This is a genomic window from Bacillus amyloliquefaciens DSM 7 = ATCC 23350 (genome assembly GCF_000196735.1).
GTDB lineage: Bacteria > Bacillota > Bacilli > Bacillales > Bacillaceae > Bacillus > Bacillus amyloliquefaciens.
This window is the reverse complement of record NC_014551.1, coordinates 3,965,810-3,980,199: the sequence shown is the minus strand read 5'-3', so window position 1 is coordinate 3,980,199 and position 14,390 is coordinate 3,965,810. Positions and strand designations below refer to the sequence as shown.

Annotated in this window: 15 protein-coding genes; 13 read left to right on the top strand and 2 right to left on the bottom strand. The window is 44.8% G+C overall.

Annotated elements, in window-relative coordinates; all coding sequences use genetic code 11:
- Positions 1-207 precede the first annotated feature (207 nt).
- The 10 genes from rpmH to BAMF_RS40390 all read left to right on the top strand — a co-directional run bounded on the left by rpmH (position 208) and on the right by BAMF_RS40390 (position 9,575).
- A complete protein-coding gene (rpmH, locus tag BAMF_RS41085) occupies positions 208-342 on the top strand; it encodes a 50S ribosomal protein L34 (protein ID WP_003178075.1) in 135 nt (44 codons plus the stop codon).
- 152 nt (positions 343-494) lie between these two features.
- Complete coding sequence (gene rnpA / locus BAMF_RS40430) at positions 495-845, top strand: ribonuclease P protein component (RefSeq protein WP_013354275.1); 351 nt, start codon at positions 495-497, stop codon at positions 843-845.
- A 160-nt stretch (positions 846-1,005) separates the two neighbouring features.
- The gene (spoIIIJ, locus tag BAMF_RS40425; protein WP_014471334.1) at positions 1,006-1,755 is read left to right on the top strand and encodes a YidC family membrane integrase SpoIIIJ; all 750 of its coding nucleotides are present in this window, start codon (positions 1,006-1,008) and stop codon (positions 1,753-1,755) included.
- Positions 1,752-2,393 (top strand): RNA-binding cell elongation regulator Jag/EloR, encoded by a 642-nt coding sequence (jag, locus tag BAMF_RS40420; protein WP_013354273.1) that lies wholly within the window; start codon positions 1,752-1,754, stop codon positions 2,391-2,393. Before spoIIIJ ends, jag begins: the two co-directional genes overlap by 4 nt.
- A gap of 289 nt (positions 2,394-2,682) precedes the next feature.
- On the top strand, positions 2,683-4,062 hold the full coding sequence (gene mnmE, locus BAMF_RS40415) for a tRNA uridine-5-carboxymethylaminomethyl(34) synthesis GTPase MnmE (protein WP_007409903.1): 1,380 nt from the start codon (positions 2,683-2,685) through the stop codon (positions 4,060-4,062).
- Between the two features lie 16 nt (positions 4,063-4,078).
- Positions 4,079-5,965 carry a tRNA uridine-5-carboxymethylaminomethyl(34) synthesis enzyme MnmG gene (gene mnmG / locus BAMF_RS40410; protein ID WP_004392959.1) on the top strand — a complete coding sequence of 629 codons (1,887 nt, stop codon included), beginning with the start codon at positions 4,079-4,081 and terminating at the stop codon, positions 5,963-5,965.
- A 13-nt stretch (positions 5,966-5,978) separates the two neighbouring features.
- Positions 5,979-6,698, top strand: coding sequence for a 16S rRNA (guanine(527)-N(7))-methyltransferase RsmG (gene rsmG / locus BAMF_RS40405; protein WP_013354272.1), 720 nt, complete (start codon positions 5,979-5,981; stop codon positions 6,696-6,698).
- 121 nt (positions 6,699-6,819) lie between these two features.
- On the top strand, positions 6,820-7,671 hold the full coding sequence (noc, locus tag BAMF_RS40400; RefSeq protein ID WP_007615083.1) for a nucleoid occlusion protein: 852 nt from the start codon (positions 6,820-6,822) through the stop codon (positions 7,669-7,671).
- A gap of 298 nt (positions 7,672-7,969) precedes the next feature.
- A complete protein-coding gene (soj, locus tag BAMF_RS40395) occupies positions 7,970-8,731 on the top strand; it encodes a sporulation initiation inhibitor protein Soj (RefSeq protein ID WP_004392964.1) in 762 nt (253 codons plus the stop codon).
- Positions 8,724-9,575, top strand: a complete 852-nt coding sequence (locus BAMF_RS40390; RefSeq protein ID WP_013354270.1) for a ParB/RepB/Spo0J family partition protein — start codon at positions 8,724-8,726, stop codon at positions 9,573-9,575. The genes soj and BAMF_RS40390 overlap by 8 nt, the downstream gene beginning before the upstream one ends.
- A gap of 29 nt (positions 9,576-9,604) precedes the next feature.
- Here BAMF_RS40390 and yyaC read toward each other — a convergent pair whose 3' ends face one another.
- Both yyaC and BAMF_RS40380 read right to left on the bottom strand, forming a co-directional pair.
- Complete coding sequence (yyaC, locus tag BAMF_RS40385; protein ID WP_013354269.1) at positions 9,605-10,219, bottom strand: spore protease YyaC; 615 nt, start codon at positions 10,217-10,219, stop codon at positions 9,605-9,607.
- A gap of 219 nt (positions 10,220-10,438) precedes the next feature.
- A complete protein-coding gene (locus BAMF_RS40380) occupies positions 10,439-10,849 on the bottom strand; it encodes a GNAT family N-acetyltransferase (protein ID WP_013354268.1) in 411 nt (136 codons plus the stop codon).
- A gap of 173 nt (positions 10,850-11,022) precedes the next feature.
- Between BAMF_RS40380 and BAMF_RS40375 the strand changes: the two genes are divergently transcribed.
- The 3 genes from BAMF_RS40375 (at position 11,023) to BAMF_RS40365 (ending at position 14,369) form a co-directional block, all read left to right on the top strand.
- Positions 11,023-12,027 carry a YkvI family membrane protein gene (locus BAMF_RS40375; RefSeq protein ID WP_041481692.1) on the top strand — a complete coding sequence of 335 codons (1,005 nt, stop codon included), beginning with the start codon at positions 11,023-11,025 and terminating at the stop codon, positions 12,025-12,027.
- Positions 12,028-12,112: 85 nt separating this feature from the next.
- A complete protein-coding gene (locus BAMF_RS40370) occupies positions 12,113-12,319 on the top strand; it encodes a DUF951 domain-containing protein (RefSeq protein WP_004392973.1) in 207 nt (68 codons plus the stop codon).
- 46 nt (positions 12,320-12,365) lie between these two features.
- On the top strand, positions 12,366-14,369 hold the full coding sequence (locus BAMF_RS40365) for a molybdopterin-dependent oxidoreductase (RefSeq protein WP_013354266.1): 2,004 nt from the start codon (positions 12,366-12,368) through the stop codon (positions 14,367-14,369).
- The last annotated feature ends 21 nt before the right edge of the window (positions 14,370-14,390 follow it).

The window sequence follows — 14,390 nt, the reverse complement described above, 5'->3', positions numbered from 1 at the left end:
ATCCACATGCCGTTTTTTTCAGAGGCCGGGGCCTTTTTTTTGCGCTAAAAGGAATATGAAAATTAAGGTTTCTAAACTGGTTAAGGTATGTTATCCTATTATGGTTGTAAGAAATAAAAGCACTGCTGAAGTTGACAATGAATAGGCAGCACAAATATAATAAGTAAGACTGTCTTTAACAGCTATTCCTCGAGGGAGGTGTCATAAATGAAAAGAACATTCCAACCGAATAACCGTAAACGCAGTAAAGTTCATGGCTTCAGAAGCCGTATGAGTTCAAAAAACGGTCGTCTAGTATTAGCACGCCGTCGCCGCAAAGGCAGAAAAGTATTATCAGCTTAGGCCACTGAATAATGTCAGTGGTCTTTTTTCACATTATGAGAAAAGAGATCACGCGTCGCCCGGAACTGGAGAAATTTCTTCAGTTTTCCGGCGGCCCGTTTTTTTTAGATAGAAATAAAAGTTTCTGCGAGTGAATATCGGAGTGAATCAAAGTGAAGAAGCGAAATCGGTTAAAGAAAAATGAAGATTTTCAAAAAGTGTTTAAACGCGGAACGTCTATGGCAAACCGCCAGTTCGTGCTGTATACCCTTGATCAGCCGCAGCAGAAAGAGCTCCGGGTAGGGCTTTCTGTCAGCAAAAAAATCGGCAATGCCGTCGTGCGCAACCGGGTGAAGCGTTTAATCAGGCAGGCGATCCAGGAGGAAAAAGAGCTTCTCAAGCCGAAAGATTTTATTATTATCGCTAGAAAACCCGCAGCTGAACTCAGTATTGAAGAAACGAAAAAAAGTCTGCAGCACTTATTCAGAAAAACCTCTTTATATAAGAAATCTTCGTCGAAATAGCTCATATTTTGTTTTCTTCACGTTTTTAAAAGCGCTTCCTTTTGTTTGGCGAAAAATGACCGCCATTTAAAACTGAAAGATGCTAAAATACATACAAGGTTTATAAAGAATGGTATAGGAGGAAACGTTCTTGAAAAGGAGAATATGGTTACTACTGAGTATGGTCGGTATGCTCGTGCTGCTGGCCGGATGCTCGAGTGTAAAAGAGCCGATTACGGCGAATAGTCCGCATTTCTGGGACAAATATGTTGTATATCCATTGTCAGAAGTCATTACGTACGTAGCGAAACTGACGGGCGATAACTATGGTTTATCGATCATCATCGTTACGATTTTAATCCGTCTGCTGATTCTGCCGCTGATGATCAAACAGCTTCGAAGCTCAAAAGCGATGCAGGCGCTGCAGCCCGAAATGCAGAAGCTTAGAGAAAAATACAGCTCAAAAGATCAAAAAACGCAGCAGAAGCTTCAGCAGGAAACAATGGCCCTGTTTTCAAAGCATGGGGTAAACCCGCTGGCGGGATGTTTCCCGATCCTGATTCAAATGCCGATTTTGATCGGATTTTACCACGCTATTATGCGTACGCAAGCCATTTCACAGCATAGCTTTTTATGGTTTGATTTAGGCGAGAAAGATCCTTACTATATTCTTCCTATCGTTGCCGGTGTGGCCACTTTTGTCCAGCAGAAGCTGATGATGGCCGGAAATCCTTCTCAGAATCCTCAAATGGCAATGATGGTATGGATTATGCCGATCATGATCATCGTATTTGCGATCAACTTCCCGAGCGCGCTTTCTCTTTATTGGGTAGTCGGAAACTTGTTTATGATTGCTCAGACATTCCTTATTAAAGGACCGGACATTAAACACGATCCGGAAACGCAGAAAGCGGGAGGAAAGAAAAAGTGAAGAAGGTGACTGCTGCGGGACGGAATGTCGAAGAAGCAGTTCAATCAGGCCTTCAGGAACTTCAACTGACGAAAGATCAAGTAGAAATAACGGTGGTGCAGGAAGAATATAAAGGGTTTTTGGGTATTTTCGGAAAAAAGAATGCGATCGTAGAACTGAAAGAGAAAAAAAATTCCGTTCAGGAAGCGAAAGCGTATCTGGAAGAAATCATCAATACCATTGCCGGGCCTTCCGAGATTGTCACGGAGGAAAACAAAAAAACAGTTTGTTTTCATATTAAGGGTGAAAAAGCGGCGCTGCTCATTGGTAAGAGAGGACAAACACTCAATGCCCTGGAAACATTGACGCAGCTTGTGTTGAACCGCGGCTCCGGCCAGTACCGCCAAGCCGTTGTCGACGCTGAGAATTATCGTCTGAAAAGAAGAGAAATTCTGGATCAGCTGGCAAACAGGCTGGCCAAGCAGGTATCGAAAACGAAAAAAGATGTGCATTTAGAACCGATGCCGTCTGGTGAAAGAAAAATCATCCATGACGCTCTGGCGAAGCATCCAAATATCAAAACTTTTTCTACCGGTGAAGGCCGGTACCGCCATCTCGTTATTTCCCATAAAGATAGCAGAAAACCGAAGTCCGGGTAAAATCGGAACTTCGGTTTTTTTATTGGCAAAATTGGCTCTATTCCTAAGCAGAATCATACTTTTGGCGTTTAAGTTTTTTCTTTTTCGGTGTATGCTGTTGATAAAAAAGGTTTTAGGAAATAAAATTAATTGTTATTCACATGTGGATAAGTTAAAGTAATAAGGGATGAATTTCTGCCTTTGTGGATAACGTATCTTCCACTTCAAACCAAACTATGTTATCTTTTAATTTTGGCGTAAATAAAATTTTTTATATAGATGGAAACAGAGATAAAGAGAGGTGAACAGCATGGATACAATTGCAGCGATTTCAACTCCGATGGGTGAAGGCGCGATCGCGATCGTTCGGCTGAGCGGGCCGGAAGCCGTAAAAATTGCCGACAAAATGTACAAGGGTCCGAAAGGCAAAACGCTCAGTTCGGCAGAATCGCATACCATTCATTACGGGCATATTGCAGACAGCACTACGGGACGGATTATTGAGGAAGTGATGGTGTCTGTTTTAAGAGCGCCCAGAACATTCACAAGGGAAGATGTCATCGAAATCAACTGTCACGGAGGGATTGTGACGGTTAATCAGGTGCTCCAGCTTGCTTTAAGAGAAGGCGCGAGACTGGCAGAACCCGGTGAGTTTACGAAGCGCGCATTTTTAAACGGACGGATTGACCTGTCACAGGCGGAAGCGGTGATGGATCTGATCAGGGCCAAAACGGACCGTGCCATGAATGTCGCCATGAATCAGATGGAAGGACGGCTTTCTGCGCTTGTCCGCCGTCTTCGTGATGAATTATTAGAAACACTTGCCCATGTTGAGGTTAATATAGATTATCCGGAATATGATGACGTCGAAGAAATGACGCATCAGCTCTTAGTGGAGAAGGCGAGCGGTGTGAAGAAAGAAATCGAGGCGCTGCTCCGTACGTCTGAGCAGGGGAAAATTTTGCGCGAGGGACTGTCTACCGTCATCATCGGCCGTCCGAACGTAGGGAAATCCTCTTTGCTTAACAGTCTTGTCCATGAAACGAAGGCGATCGTAACCGATATTCCGGGAACGACGCGTGATGTGATTGAGGAATATGTCAATGTCCGAGGCGTGCCGCTCCGGCTTGTCGATACCGCCGGAATCCGTGAGACCGAAGACATCGTCGAAAGAATCGGTGTTGAACGGTCACGCCAGGTTCTGAAGGAAGCGGATCTCATTTTGCTTGTGCTTAACCACAGCGAAGAGCTTTCTGAAGAAGATGTGAAATTATTTGAAGCGGTTGAGGGAATGGACGTCATTGTCATTATGAATAAGACAGATCTCGAGGCTAAGATTGACGCTGAGCGCGTCAAAGAGCTTGCAAAAGGCCGGCCCGTCGTCACGACCTCATTGCTGAAAGAAGAAGGCATTCAAGATTTAGAGGAAGCGATTCAGTCGCTATTTTATACAGGAGCGATCGAAAGCGGAGACCTCACATATGTCAGCAACACCCGTCATATCTCGATTCTGCATCAGGCAAAGCAAGCCATTGATGATGCACTGAATGGAATTGAGCAGGATGTTCCGATTGATATGGTGCAAATTGATCTGACAAGGTGCTGGGAGCTGCTGGGCGAAATCATCGGTGATGCCGTCCACGAAAGCTTAATTGATCAGCTCTTTTCACAATTTTGTTTAGGTAAATAAAAGGGAGGAAAAAACCATGGGGTATGAAGCAGGCCAATACGACGTGATTGTCATCGGCGCCGGGCATGCCGGTGTTGAGGCTGCGCTCGCATCCGCGCGCCAGGGAGCTAAAACGCTTGTTTTGACGATTAATCTTGATATGGTTGCGTTTATGCCATGTAATCCGTCTGTCGGCGGCCCCGCGAAAGGGATTGTCGTCCGCGAAATTGACGCGCTCGGCGGAGAAATGGCAAGAAATATAGATAAAACTCATATTCAAATGAGAATGCTGAATACAGGAAAAGGTCCGGCCGTACGGGCGCTGCGAGCGCAGGCGGATAAATTCCAATATCAGCATGAAATGAAGCATACGCTGGAAAAAACACCGAATTTGACACTTCTTCAAGGGATTGCCGAGCGTTTAATCATTGAAGACGGCGAGTGCCGCGGTGTCATTACGCAAACCGGTGCTGAATATAAGGCGAAAACGGTCGTACTGACAACGGGGACGTATTTAAGAGGGCGGATCATTCTTGGTGATCTGTCTTACTCAAGCGGTCCGAATAACCAGCAGCCGTCTATTAAACTTTCTGAGCACTTAGAGGAGCTCGGTTTTGATCTCGTTCGTTTTAAAACGGGAACCCCTCCTCGCGTATCAAGCGATTCCATTGATTACAGCAAAACAGAAATCCAGCCGGGGGACCCGGTTCCGCGCGCTTTCTCATATGAAACGGTTGAATACATTACCGATCAGCTGCCTTGCTGGCTGACTTACACGAGTCCTGAGACTCATGAGATCATCGACAGCAATCTGCATCGTTCGCCAATGTATTCCGGTATGATTAAAGGAACGGGGCCGAGATATTGCCCTTCTATTGAAGATAAAGTCGTTCGGTTTAATGATAAACCGCGTCATCAGATTTTCCTTGAGCCGGAAGGCAGGAATACGCAGGAAGTATACGTTCAAGGTTTATCCACGAGCCTTCCTGAGGACGTACAGCAGCGGATGCTGGCGACCATTCCGGGACTGGAAAAGGTGCAAATGATGAGAGCCGGATATGCGATTGAGTATGACGCGATCGTACCGACGCAGCTCTGGCCTACACTGGAGACGAAAAAAATTCCTAACCTGTATACGGCCGGTCAAATTAACGGTACATCAGGTTATGAAGAAGCAGCCGGACAAGGAATTATGGCGGGAATCAACGCAGGCCGCAAAGCGCTTGGAAAAGAAGAGGTGATCCTCAGCCGTTCCGATGCGTATATCGGTGTATTGATCGATGATTTGGTAACGAAAGGAACCAATGAACCATACCGTCTGCTGACTTCACGCGCGGAATACAGACTGCTGCTCCGCCATGATAATGCGGATCTTCGTCTGACGGAAATCGGCCATGAAATCGGCTTAATTTCTGATGAGCGCTATGAAGCGTTTGAAAAGAAAAAAGCGGCGATTGAGGCTGAGAAAAAACGTCTCTGGTCTGTTATTATCAAGCCGTCTCCTGAAAATCAGGAATATATCCGTTCACTCGGCGGAAGCGAGCTGAAAGACGGAGTGCGCGGCACAGATTTAATGAAACGTCCGGAAATGAACTATGAAACAGTGACAAAACTTGCACCTGCTGATTCTCCGGTTCCGCAAGATGTGGCGGAACAAGTGGAAATTCAGGTGAAATATGAAGGATATATCGAAAAATCCTTGCAGCAAGTGGAGAAGCTGAAGAAAATGGAAAACAAAAAAATCCCTGATCGGATTGATTATGACGCCATTAAAGGAATTGCAACTGAAGCCCGCCAAAAGCTGAAAGAAGTGCGTCCTTTATCAGTTGCTCAAGCGTCCCGTATTTCCGGAGTCAATCCGGCAGATATTTCAATCCTGCTGGTATACCTGGAGCAGGGCCGTATTGCCAAGGTAGCTGAATAGAAAGGATGACGGCATGAATATAGAGGAATTTACATCCAGTTTAGCGGAGAAAGGGATTTCCCTTTCTGACCGCCAGCTGGAGCAATTCGAGTTGTATTACCAGATGCTCGTGGAATGGAACGAAAAGATGAATCTGACGTCTATCACTGAGAAAAAGGAAGTATATCTCAAGCATTTTTATGATTCGATTACGGCGGCATTTTATATTGATTTTGAAAAGGTCACCACTCTTTGTGACGTCGGCGCCGGTGCCGGTTTTCCAAGCCTGCCCATCAAAATCTGCTTCCCGCATCTGCATGTCACCATCGTCGATTCACTGAATAAGCGGATTACGTTTTTGGAAAATCTCGCTGATGCTTTACAATTAGAGCATACGACATTTGTCCATGACAGGGCAGAGACGTTCGGACAGCGCAAGGACGTCCGGGAAAGCTTTGATCTCGTGACGGCCCGTGCAGTGGCGCGTCTGTCTGTTCTGAGCGAGCTTTGTCTGCCGCTGGTCAAGAAAAACGGCGTATTTGCCGCTCTAAAAGCAGCAGCGGCTGATGAAGAATTGAAAGCGGGACAAAAGGCGATTAAAGTATTGGGAGGAGAGCTTGAACAAGTTCATTCCTTTACACTTCCCGTTGAAGAAAGTGAACGGAACATTATGTTAATTCGCAAGATGAAAAGCACTCCGAAAAAATATCCGAGAAAACCGGGTACTCCAAATAAATCGCCAATTGAAGGGTAATTTAGACAGCCTGATGTGACAATTCCATCATATTTTCTGCAAAATTGATGAAGATACAGCAGGAAAAACCATGAGAAAATAGAATTATAAAAATGGCAGTTTTTAAAGGTGGTGTAGGTACATGAAGCATTCATTCTCTCGTTTCTTCGGGTTTGGTGAGAAGGAAGAGGAACCGGAGATAGCTGAGCATGATACAAATAAAGAAGAGATACTCGAGATACCGGTACATGCTATCGTTCCCAACCGTTTTCAGCCACGCACCATTTTCTCAGATGAAAAGATCAAAGAGTTAGCAATGACGATCCATACACACGGCATCATTCAGCCGATTGTTGTCAGACATACAGAAGATGAAGGCCAATATGAGCTCATTGCGGGTGAAAGGCGCTGGAGAGCGGTACAGACGCTTGAATGGGAGAAGATTCCCGCAATTATAAAGGATTTCTCTGATACGGAAACGGCATCTGTCGCTTTGATTGAAAACCTGCAGAGGGAAGAATTGTCCTCCATTGAGGAAGCTCATGCGTACGCAAGGCTGTTAGAACTTCATGATTTAACACAGGAAGCCTTGGCGCAGCGTTTAGGAAAGGGCCAGTCAACGATTGCGAACAAGCTCCGATTGTTAAAGCTTCCGGAACCCGTTCAGGATGCGATTATGGAGAAAAAAATCACGGAACGCCATGCAAGGGCCCTGATCCCGCTCAAACAGCCGGAGCTTCAGGTCACTTTGCTTGCGGAAATCATTGAGAAAAGCTTAAATGTCAAGCAGACGGAAGACCGAGTGGTGAAAATGCTTGAACAGAATAAGCAGAAACCAAAGCCGAGACGCAAAGCGTTCAGCCGAGATACACGAATTGCAATGAATACGATTCGCCAGTCATTGTCCATGGTGGAAGACAGCGGCGTCAGACTGAATACTGAGGAAGAAGAATTCGAAGAGTACATTCAGCTTACCATTCGGATACCTAAATAAAAACTCTCCTGATCAGCAGGGGAGTTTTTATTTTAGTCAAAAAACTATTTTAGGATAATGATAGATTTATTGTACACCATACATTATAAATGTAAAAATTTATATTTTTTCGTCGTATATTGTCTTTTCACAGTCAAAAAAGTCACTTTATCGGAGAACTTATAAGGGAAAGTGTCTTTTTCGTTTACATTTTTTTCACTTGCTGATAAACAAATTATGAAAAAAATAAAACGCTTTACTCTTTTTTTGATAAGATAGAAACAAGACAGTACATGTTCATGTGAAGGTAGGTGACATCGTGGGAAAAATCATAGCAATTACGAACCAAAAAGGCGGAGTCGGGAAGACAACGACTTCTGTTAATCTGGGGGCTTGCTTAGCTTACATAGGTAAAAGGGTTCTTCTTGTTGATATTGATCCGCAGGGCAACGCAACGAGCGGATTAGGGATTGAAAAAGCCGATGTGGATCATTGTGTGTACGATATTTTAGTAGATGACGCAGATGTAACAGAGATTATCAAACCGACTTCAGTAGAGAACTTAGATGTCATTCCAGCCACGATCCAGCTTGCGGGAGCGGAAATCGAATTGGTTCCGACGATTTCAAGAGAGGTCAGGCTGAAAAGAGCATTAGAATCAGTGAAACAAAATTACGATTACATGATTATTGATTGTCCTCCGTCTCTCGGGTTATTAACGATTAATGCGCTTACCGCGTCAGATTCAGTTGTTATCCCGGTTCAGTGCGAATATTACGCTCTTGAAGGATTGAGTCAATTATTAAATACAGTTCGGCTTGTGCAAAAACATTTAAATACAGACTTAATGATAGAAGGAGTGCTTCTGACGATGCTTGATGCCAGAACGAATCTCGGTATTCAAGTTATAGAAGAGGTGAAGAAATACTTTAGAGATAAAGTGTATCAAACCATTATCCCTCGCAATGTCCGTTTAAGTGAGGCGCCGAGTCATGGCAAGCCGATCATATTATACGATCCGCGTTCGAGAGGTGCGGAAGTATATTTAGATTTAGCAAAGGAAGTGGCAGCGAATGGCTAAAGGCGGGCTCGGAAAAGGGATTAATGCGTTGTTTAATCAAGTTGATTTGTCTGAAGAGACAGTGGAAGAGATTAAGATCAGTGATTTACGCCCCAATCCTTATCAGCCAAGAAAACAATTTGATGATGAGTCATTAGCTGAACTGAAGGAATCCATCATTCAGCATGGCATTCTTCAGCCCATTATCGTGAGAAAATCATTGAAGGGCTACGATATTGTAGCCGGCGAACGCCGTTATCGCGCCGCAAAACTTGCCGGTAAAGAGACAGTGCCGGCTATCGTGCGGGAGTTATCTGAATCGCTGATGCGGGAAATCGCCCTATTGGAGAACCTTCAGCGGGAAGATTTATCACCGCTTGAAGAAGCTCTTGCATATGATTCACTGCTGAAGCATTTGGATATTACGCAGGAACAGCTCGCTAAACGGCTCGGGAAAAGCAGACCTCATATTGCCAACCATTTAAGACTGCTGACGCTTCCTGAAAGCATCCAGAACCTCATTGTAGAAGGTACGTTATCCATGGGGCACGGCAGAACCCTGCTCGGTTTGAAAAATAAAAACAAGCTTGAACCGCTTGTGAAGAAAGTGGTTGAAGAACAGCTTAACGTCCGTCAGCTTGAGCAGCTCATTCAGCAATTAAACAGTAATGTTCCACGTGAAACAAAGAAAAAAGAACCTGTTCAAGATGTTGTGTTAAAAGAGCGGGAATCGTATTTGCAAAATTACTTCGGAACAACAGTCAATATTAAGAGACAAAAGAAAAAGGGGAAAATTGAGATTGAGTTTTTCTCAAATGAAGACCTTGAACGTATCCTTGAGCTTTTGTCTGAAAGAGAAGCGTAAAAACCATCTTTTAAAAAAAGATGGTTTTTTTATATACGTCTTGTCAGCTTATGAAACGGACTGAGCCGTTCCTGGCGGCCTTCTGTTTTATCTGTCAGCTGTAATCCCTCTGCTAAAACATTCGCCATGCTCATAACAAGATGGAGCCTCGTATTCTGCAAAACAAAATACTCCATAAACCCGCTGACATTGACGATTCCATTGATATGGACGTCACCGATCTCAGGAAGGTCTTTTTGAACACCAGCTCCGGGTTTCAGCGGCCCATCGCCGATTTGAAATGACCCTACGCTTTTAACGCGGCCTAAACAAGCGTCAACCGCAATAATAAACGGATTTTTATGTATATGGTGAATATCTTTCAGTTTGTCTTTCATATTTACGGCGTGAACGGGATCTGACAGTGTACCGTAAACGTGCAACCTGCCTAATTTCATGTTTTCTAACTTTGTTCCTACGAGCGGACCTAATGAATCTCCGGTCGATCGATCTGTACCGATACATACGGTGACTAACGGTCGGCCGGCTGCTTTACGTAAAGATGAAGCAAGGATCGCTTGTATTTGATTCGCGGCAGAAGAATCTGTATGAGACACATATTGTTTTGCCCGTTCTTGAGAAAAAAGCCCGCCTTTTCGATTCATAGGGTTCACTTCCTTGTCATGTCATACGAGTATTACACTGATGTTTTTGATGATGTATGGTTGTTTACAGTATATCCAGCACCGCCTTTTTTTATGCTTATGCAGTGATCAGCATACCGATTGTTTGAAAAGAGCGGGATAGAAAAAAGAACTTAGAGCTGTTGTTCTCTAAGTTCATGAAAGATATAAGACCGTGTGATCTTTTTCTGTAGGTGAATTCTATTGAGCGCAGAGTTTTTTGCCGGGTTCATTTGTTGAAGTAACTGAGAGATGGAGCTGTTCCGTGTCTTTCATCTTCTTTGCCTGGCTGATGGCTTTGGTCATTAACGCTTTTCCTGCGCCTGACCCCCGGTATTCGGGAGAAACATACATAGAACCGATAATCGCAATGTGTCTTAGTTTATACAGAGGCTGCTTGGATATCTTAATGATTCCTATCAGTCTGTCTTTTTCAAAAGCGCCAAGCATGATGGCATTGTCGGCTTCGATCCTGGCTTTGAATTTTTCGGGCAGCCATTCTTTCTCCTCATTATGGCTGACGGCGAAAGCGTCCGGGTGATCCTTTAAAGCTTCGAGTCTGATGTTGGAATAGGGCTGAGTATCACTTGCGGTTAAACGCCTGATGTACATGAGTTTGGGCTCCTTATAATAATTTCATAAAATAATTTTCTGATTAGTCAATTATTTTTATCATACCATATTTGTCCCGTTTGTATGAATGATTGCCGCTGTCACTCAATATAGTAGCAATATGCGGAGATTATCTGAAATTTTATGAGGTGATAAGGGTGTGGAGAGCCGGGATGAGGTGGATGCTGCTCATATTAAGCAGCCAGATTGGGGCCGGTTATGCAAGCGGGCAGGAAATATGGCAGTTTTTCGGTGTTGAAAGCGGACTGGCTATTATATTGTTTACAGTCATGTTCACCATTTCGGCTTATATAGTGTTGAAGATCAGCTATCGTGTTCAATCAACGCACTTTTTACCTGTGCTTGAGCATCTGATGGGGCCGGCTCTTGCCAAAATCTATGATGTACTTATTATGTTTTATTTGTTTTCAACGACGACGGTCATGATTGCCGGAGGCGGTGTGACGCTGCAAATGTACAAGCTGCCGTTTTGGATCGGTATTTCTCTTTTTTGCATCGTGACCGTCTTTTTATTCTTTTGGGATATAAAAGGAATATTATCTTTGAATAGTATTTTGATACCGATTCTTGTAGCCGGGCTTTTATATGCATTGATCTTTTTTCAGACAACCCATCATTACACGTGGACGATAGATTTGACCCGGCAATTTAATTGGCCGGCAAGTATTACCTTTACGTCATTAAACATCCTTTCTGTTGTGGCGGTTCTTTCTTCTGTCGGAAAGGATATGAAAGGGCTTGGGGAAGCGAAAATCGCCAGTATTGCAAGCGGGCTTATTTTTGGTGTGATTTCTTTTGTCTACAATGAAACGCTTGTGCAGCTTTCAGGCAGTCTCACACAATACGAGATTCCTCTCTTTGCCGTCCTTGAAGGCGCTCCTTATCCGTTATTTCTTTGTATGGCCGCGGTACTTTTTTTAGCCATCTATACGACAACCGTGACCGGCCTGTTCGGGCTGTCCAGCCGCATGCTTGTATTTGTGAAATTGCCGAGATGGATGCTCGTCTTTCTTCTTTTAGCTGTGATGGTGCCTTTTACGACAATCGGCTTTTCAGATTTAATCGCCATTTTGTATCCCATTTACGGGCTATTAAGTCTTTATTTGCTGGTATGTCTTCTTCTTTACCCTATATTAGGAAGATGGAAAAAAGTATAATGCTCATTTTGAGTGCGGCCGTTGCTCTTATCCTGTCTTTTTTTGTACAATAAATAAAGCAGTCTATGAAGAGAGGTGAAGGGTCTTGGCGGATAAAGACTTTGGCCTGAATGATATTGTTGAAATGAAGAAACCGCACCCTTGCGGTGAAAACAGGTGGAAAATCATTCGGATGGGAATGGATATTCGGATCAAATGTACGGGGTGTTCCCACAGTGTCATGATTCCGAGAAGAGATTTTGAGAGAAAGCTGAAAAAAGTACTCGTCAAGCATGAGGAGCCTACATCATAAAGGCTGGCGCTCATGCTTTTTCATATAGAGGAGAGGAAGAGGCCCGATGAGCAAAGTGCATCAGTCAGCGTGCCCGCTGAATTGCTGGGACAGCTGCGGCTTTTTGGTGACAGTTGAAGATGGGAAGGTGACGAAAGTAGACGGAGACCCGAATCACCCCATTACAGAAGGAAAAATTTGCGGCCGGGGCAGAATGCTGGAGACGAAAACGAATGCTCCGGAACGGCTTCGTTATCCTTTGAAAAAGATAGACGGCGAATTTGTCCGCATTTCCTGGGAACAGGCGTTGGATGAAATTGCTGAAAAAATGGCGGTGATTAAGGAAACGTTTGGCACTGCCGCTGTGCTGCACAGTCATGACTACGCAAATAACGGTCTTTTGAAGGCGCTCGACCAGCGTTTTTTCAATGGATACGGCGGTGTGACGGAGATTGCGGGAAGTATTTGCTGGGGTTCCGGAATTGAAGCGCAGCGCTGGGATTTCGGGCGCTCTTACGGGCATGGACCGCTTGATATTTATCACAGCAAGCATGTGATCGTATGGGGCAGAAATGTGTCCCGGACGAATATGCACCTCTATCATCATTTGCAGCAGGTGAAGAAAAAAGGGGCGACACTGACGGTCATCGACCCTATTTTTAATCCGACCGCAAAGCTTGCCGACCGGTATATATCCGTCAAACCCGGCATGGATGGCTGGCTTGCGGCCGGTGTTTTGAAAGTATTATGCCAAACCGGCAGAACGGATGCCGATTTCATTCAAAAGCATTCAGTCGGTTTTGAAGAAATAGAAAAGCTGCTGCGCGCGATTTCTTTTGATGAGATCATTGAGAAAACAGAAACGTCTTTAGAAGAGATTGAATATCTTGCTGATCTATATGCAGACGGTCCCGCTTCTACTTTTATGGGTCTTGGGATGCAGAGATATAAAAACGGCGGCGGGACGATACGCTGGATTGACGCTTTAGCGGCGGCGAGCGGAAATGTCGGTATTAAAGGCGGCGGCGCAAACTTTGGAAATGTGCAAGTCGGTGAAAGCTTTGCGAAAACCGAACTCACCCGTCCTGATCTGAAAAAAAACGCAAGAACGTTTTCGATGATGACTCAAGCCGAAGAAGCGTTGAATGCAGCCGACCCGCCGATTGAGATGATCATCGTGACGTGCGGCAATCCGCTGACACAAGTGCCGAATACAAAAAAAGTGAAGGAAGCGTTCGAAAAAACACCGGTTACAGTGGCTATTGATTCGATCATGACCGATACGGCAAAGCTCTGTGATTATGTGCTGCCGACGGCCGCTGTTTTCGAAGAGGAAGATATTTATTACTCCAGCATGTATCATCACTATGTTCAATATGGAAAGAAGCTTGTGGAACCGCAGGGGGAGGCGAAATCAGACCGATGGATTTGGACGGAGCTGGCAAAGCGTCTCGGATTCGGAGAGCTGTTTGATTATCGTACGGAAGATTTCTTGAAGATGGGGCTTTCTTCTTTGGAGGAAGAGGGGATCACCCTTGAGCGATTAAAGGAAAAAGGCCATATGCCGCTTCCGGTCAAACAGGTCCCGTGGGATGATTTCCAATTTTTAACCCCGAGCGGGAAATTTGAATTCATCTCGTCATTGGCAGAAGAGAAAGGATACAGCGGCCTCCCTCGATTGGAAGTGCCGGAGGAGTCTGTTTATCACGACGGCGGGCTGGCCGAGAAATATCCGTATACGCTGCTGTCCATTCACCCGCAGCGCTCTAACCATTCACAGCACGTGCCGTTTATTGAAAAACTTCAGCAGATTCAGGTGGATCTGTCGCCTGATATCGCCGAGGAGCTTGCCCTTCAGGACGGAGATACGGCAGAGGTATACAATGACCGCGGGCGTCTGCGCGGCAGGGTGAAAATCATGAAGCAGGCTCACCCCAAGACGGTGAATATAGATGAAGGCATGTGGTCGGCATTCGGAGGCTCCGTCAACATGCTCACAAAGGATTCAAATTCCGATAATGGAATGGGAAGTACGCTTTTTGACTGTCTGGTAGCGGTTAAAAAAGGATAATCTAAGGAGAGAGAGTGCGGG

Coding starts and splice junctions, on each gene's coding strand:
- rpmH (WP_003178075.1), top strand. CDS start 208: ATGAAAAGAACATTCCAACCGAATAACCGTAAACGCAGTAAAGTTCAT.
- spoIIIJ (WP_014471334.1), top strand. CDS start 1,006: ATGGTCGGTATGCTCGTGCTGCTGGCCGGATGCTCGAGTGTAAAAGAG.
- BAMF_RS40375 (WP_041481692.1), top strand. CDS start 11,023: ATGAGGTGGATGCTGCTCATATTAAGCAGCCAGATTGGGGCCGGTTAT.
- mnmG (WP_004392959.1), top strand. CDS start 4,079: ATGGGGTATGAAGCAGGCCAATACGACGTGATTGTCATCGGCGCCGGG.
- BAMF_RS40365 (WP_013354266.1), top strand. CDS start 12,366: ATGAGCAAAGTGCATCAGTCAGCGTGCCCGCTGAATTGCTGGGACAGC.
- noc (WP_007615083.1), top strand. CDS start 6,820: ATGAAGCATTCATTCTCTCGTTTCTTCGGGTTTGGTGAGAAGGAAGAG.
- BAMF_RS40390 (WP_013354270.1), top strand. CDS start 8,724: ATGGCTAAAGGCGGGCTCGGAAAAGGGATTAATGCGTTGTTTAATCAA.
- BAMF_RS40380 (WP_013354268.1), bottom strand. CDS start 10,849: ATGTACATCAGGCGTTTAACCGCAAGTGATACTCAGCCCTATTCCAAC.
- mnmE (WP_007409903.1), top strand. CDS start 2,683: ATGGATACAATTGCAGCGATTTCAACTCCGATGGGTGAAGGCGCGATC.
- yyaC (WP_013354269.1), bottom strand. CDS start 10,219: ATGAATCGAAAAGGCGGGCTTTTTTCTCAAGAACGGGCAAAACAATAT.
- rsmG (WP_013354272.1), top strand. CDS start 5,979: ATGAATATAGAGGAATTTACATCCAGTTTAGCGGAGAAAGGGATTTCC.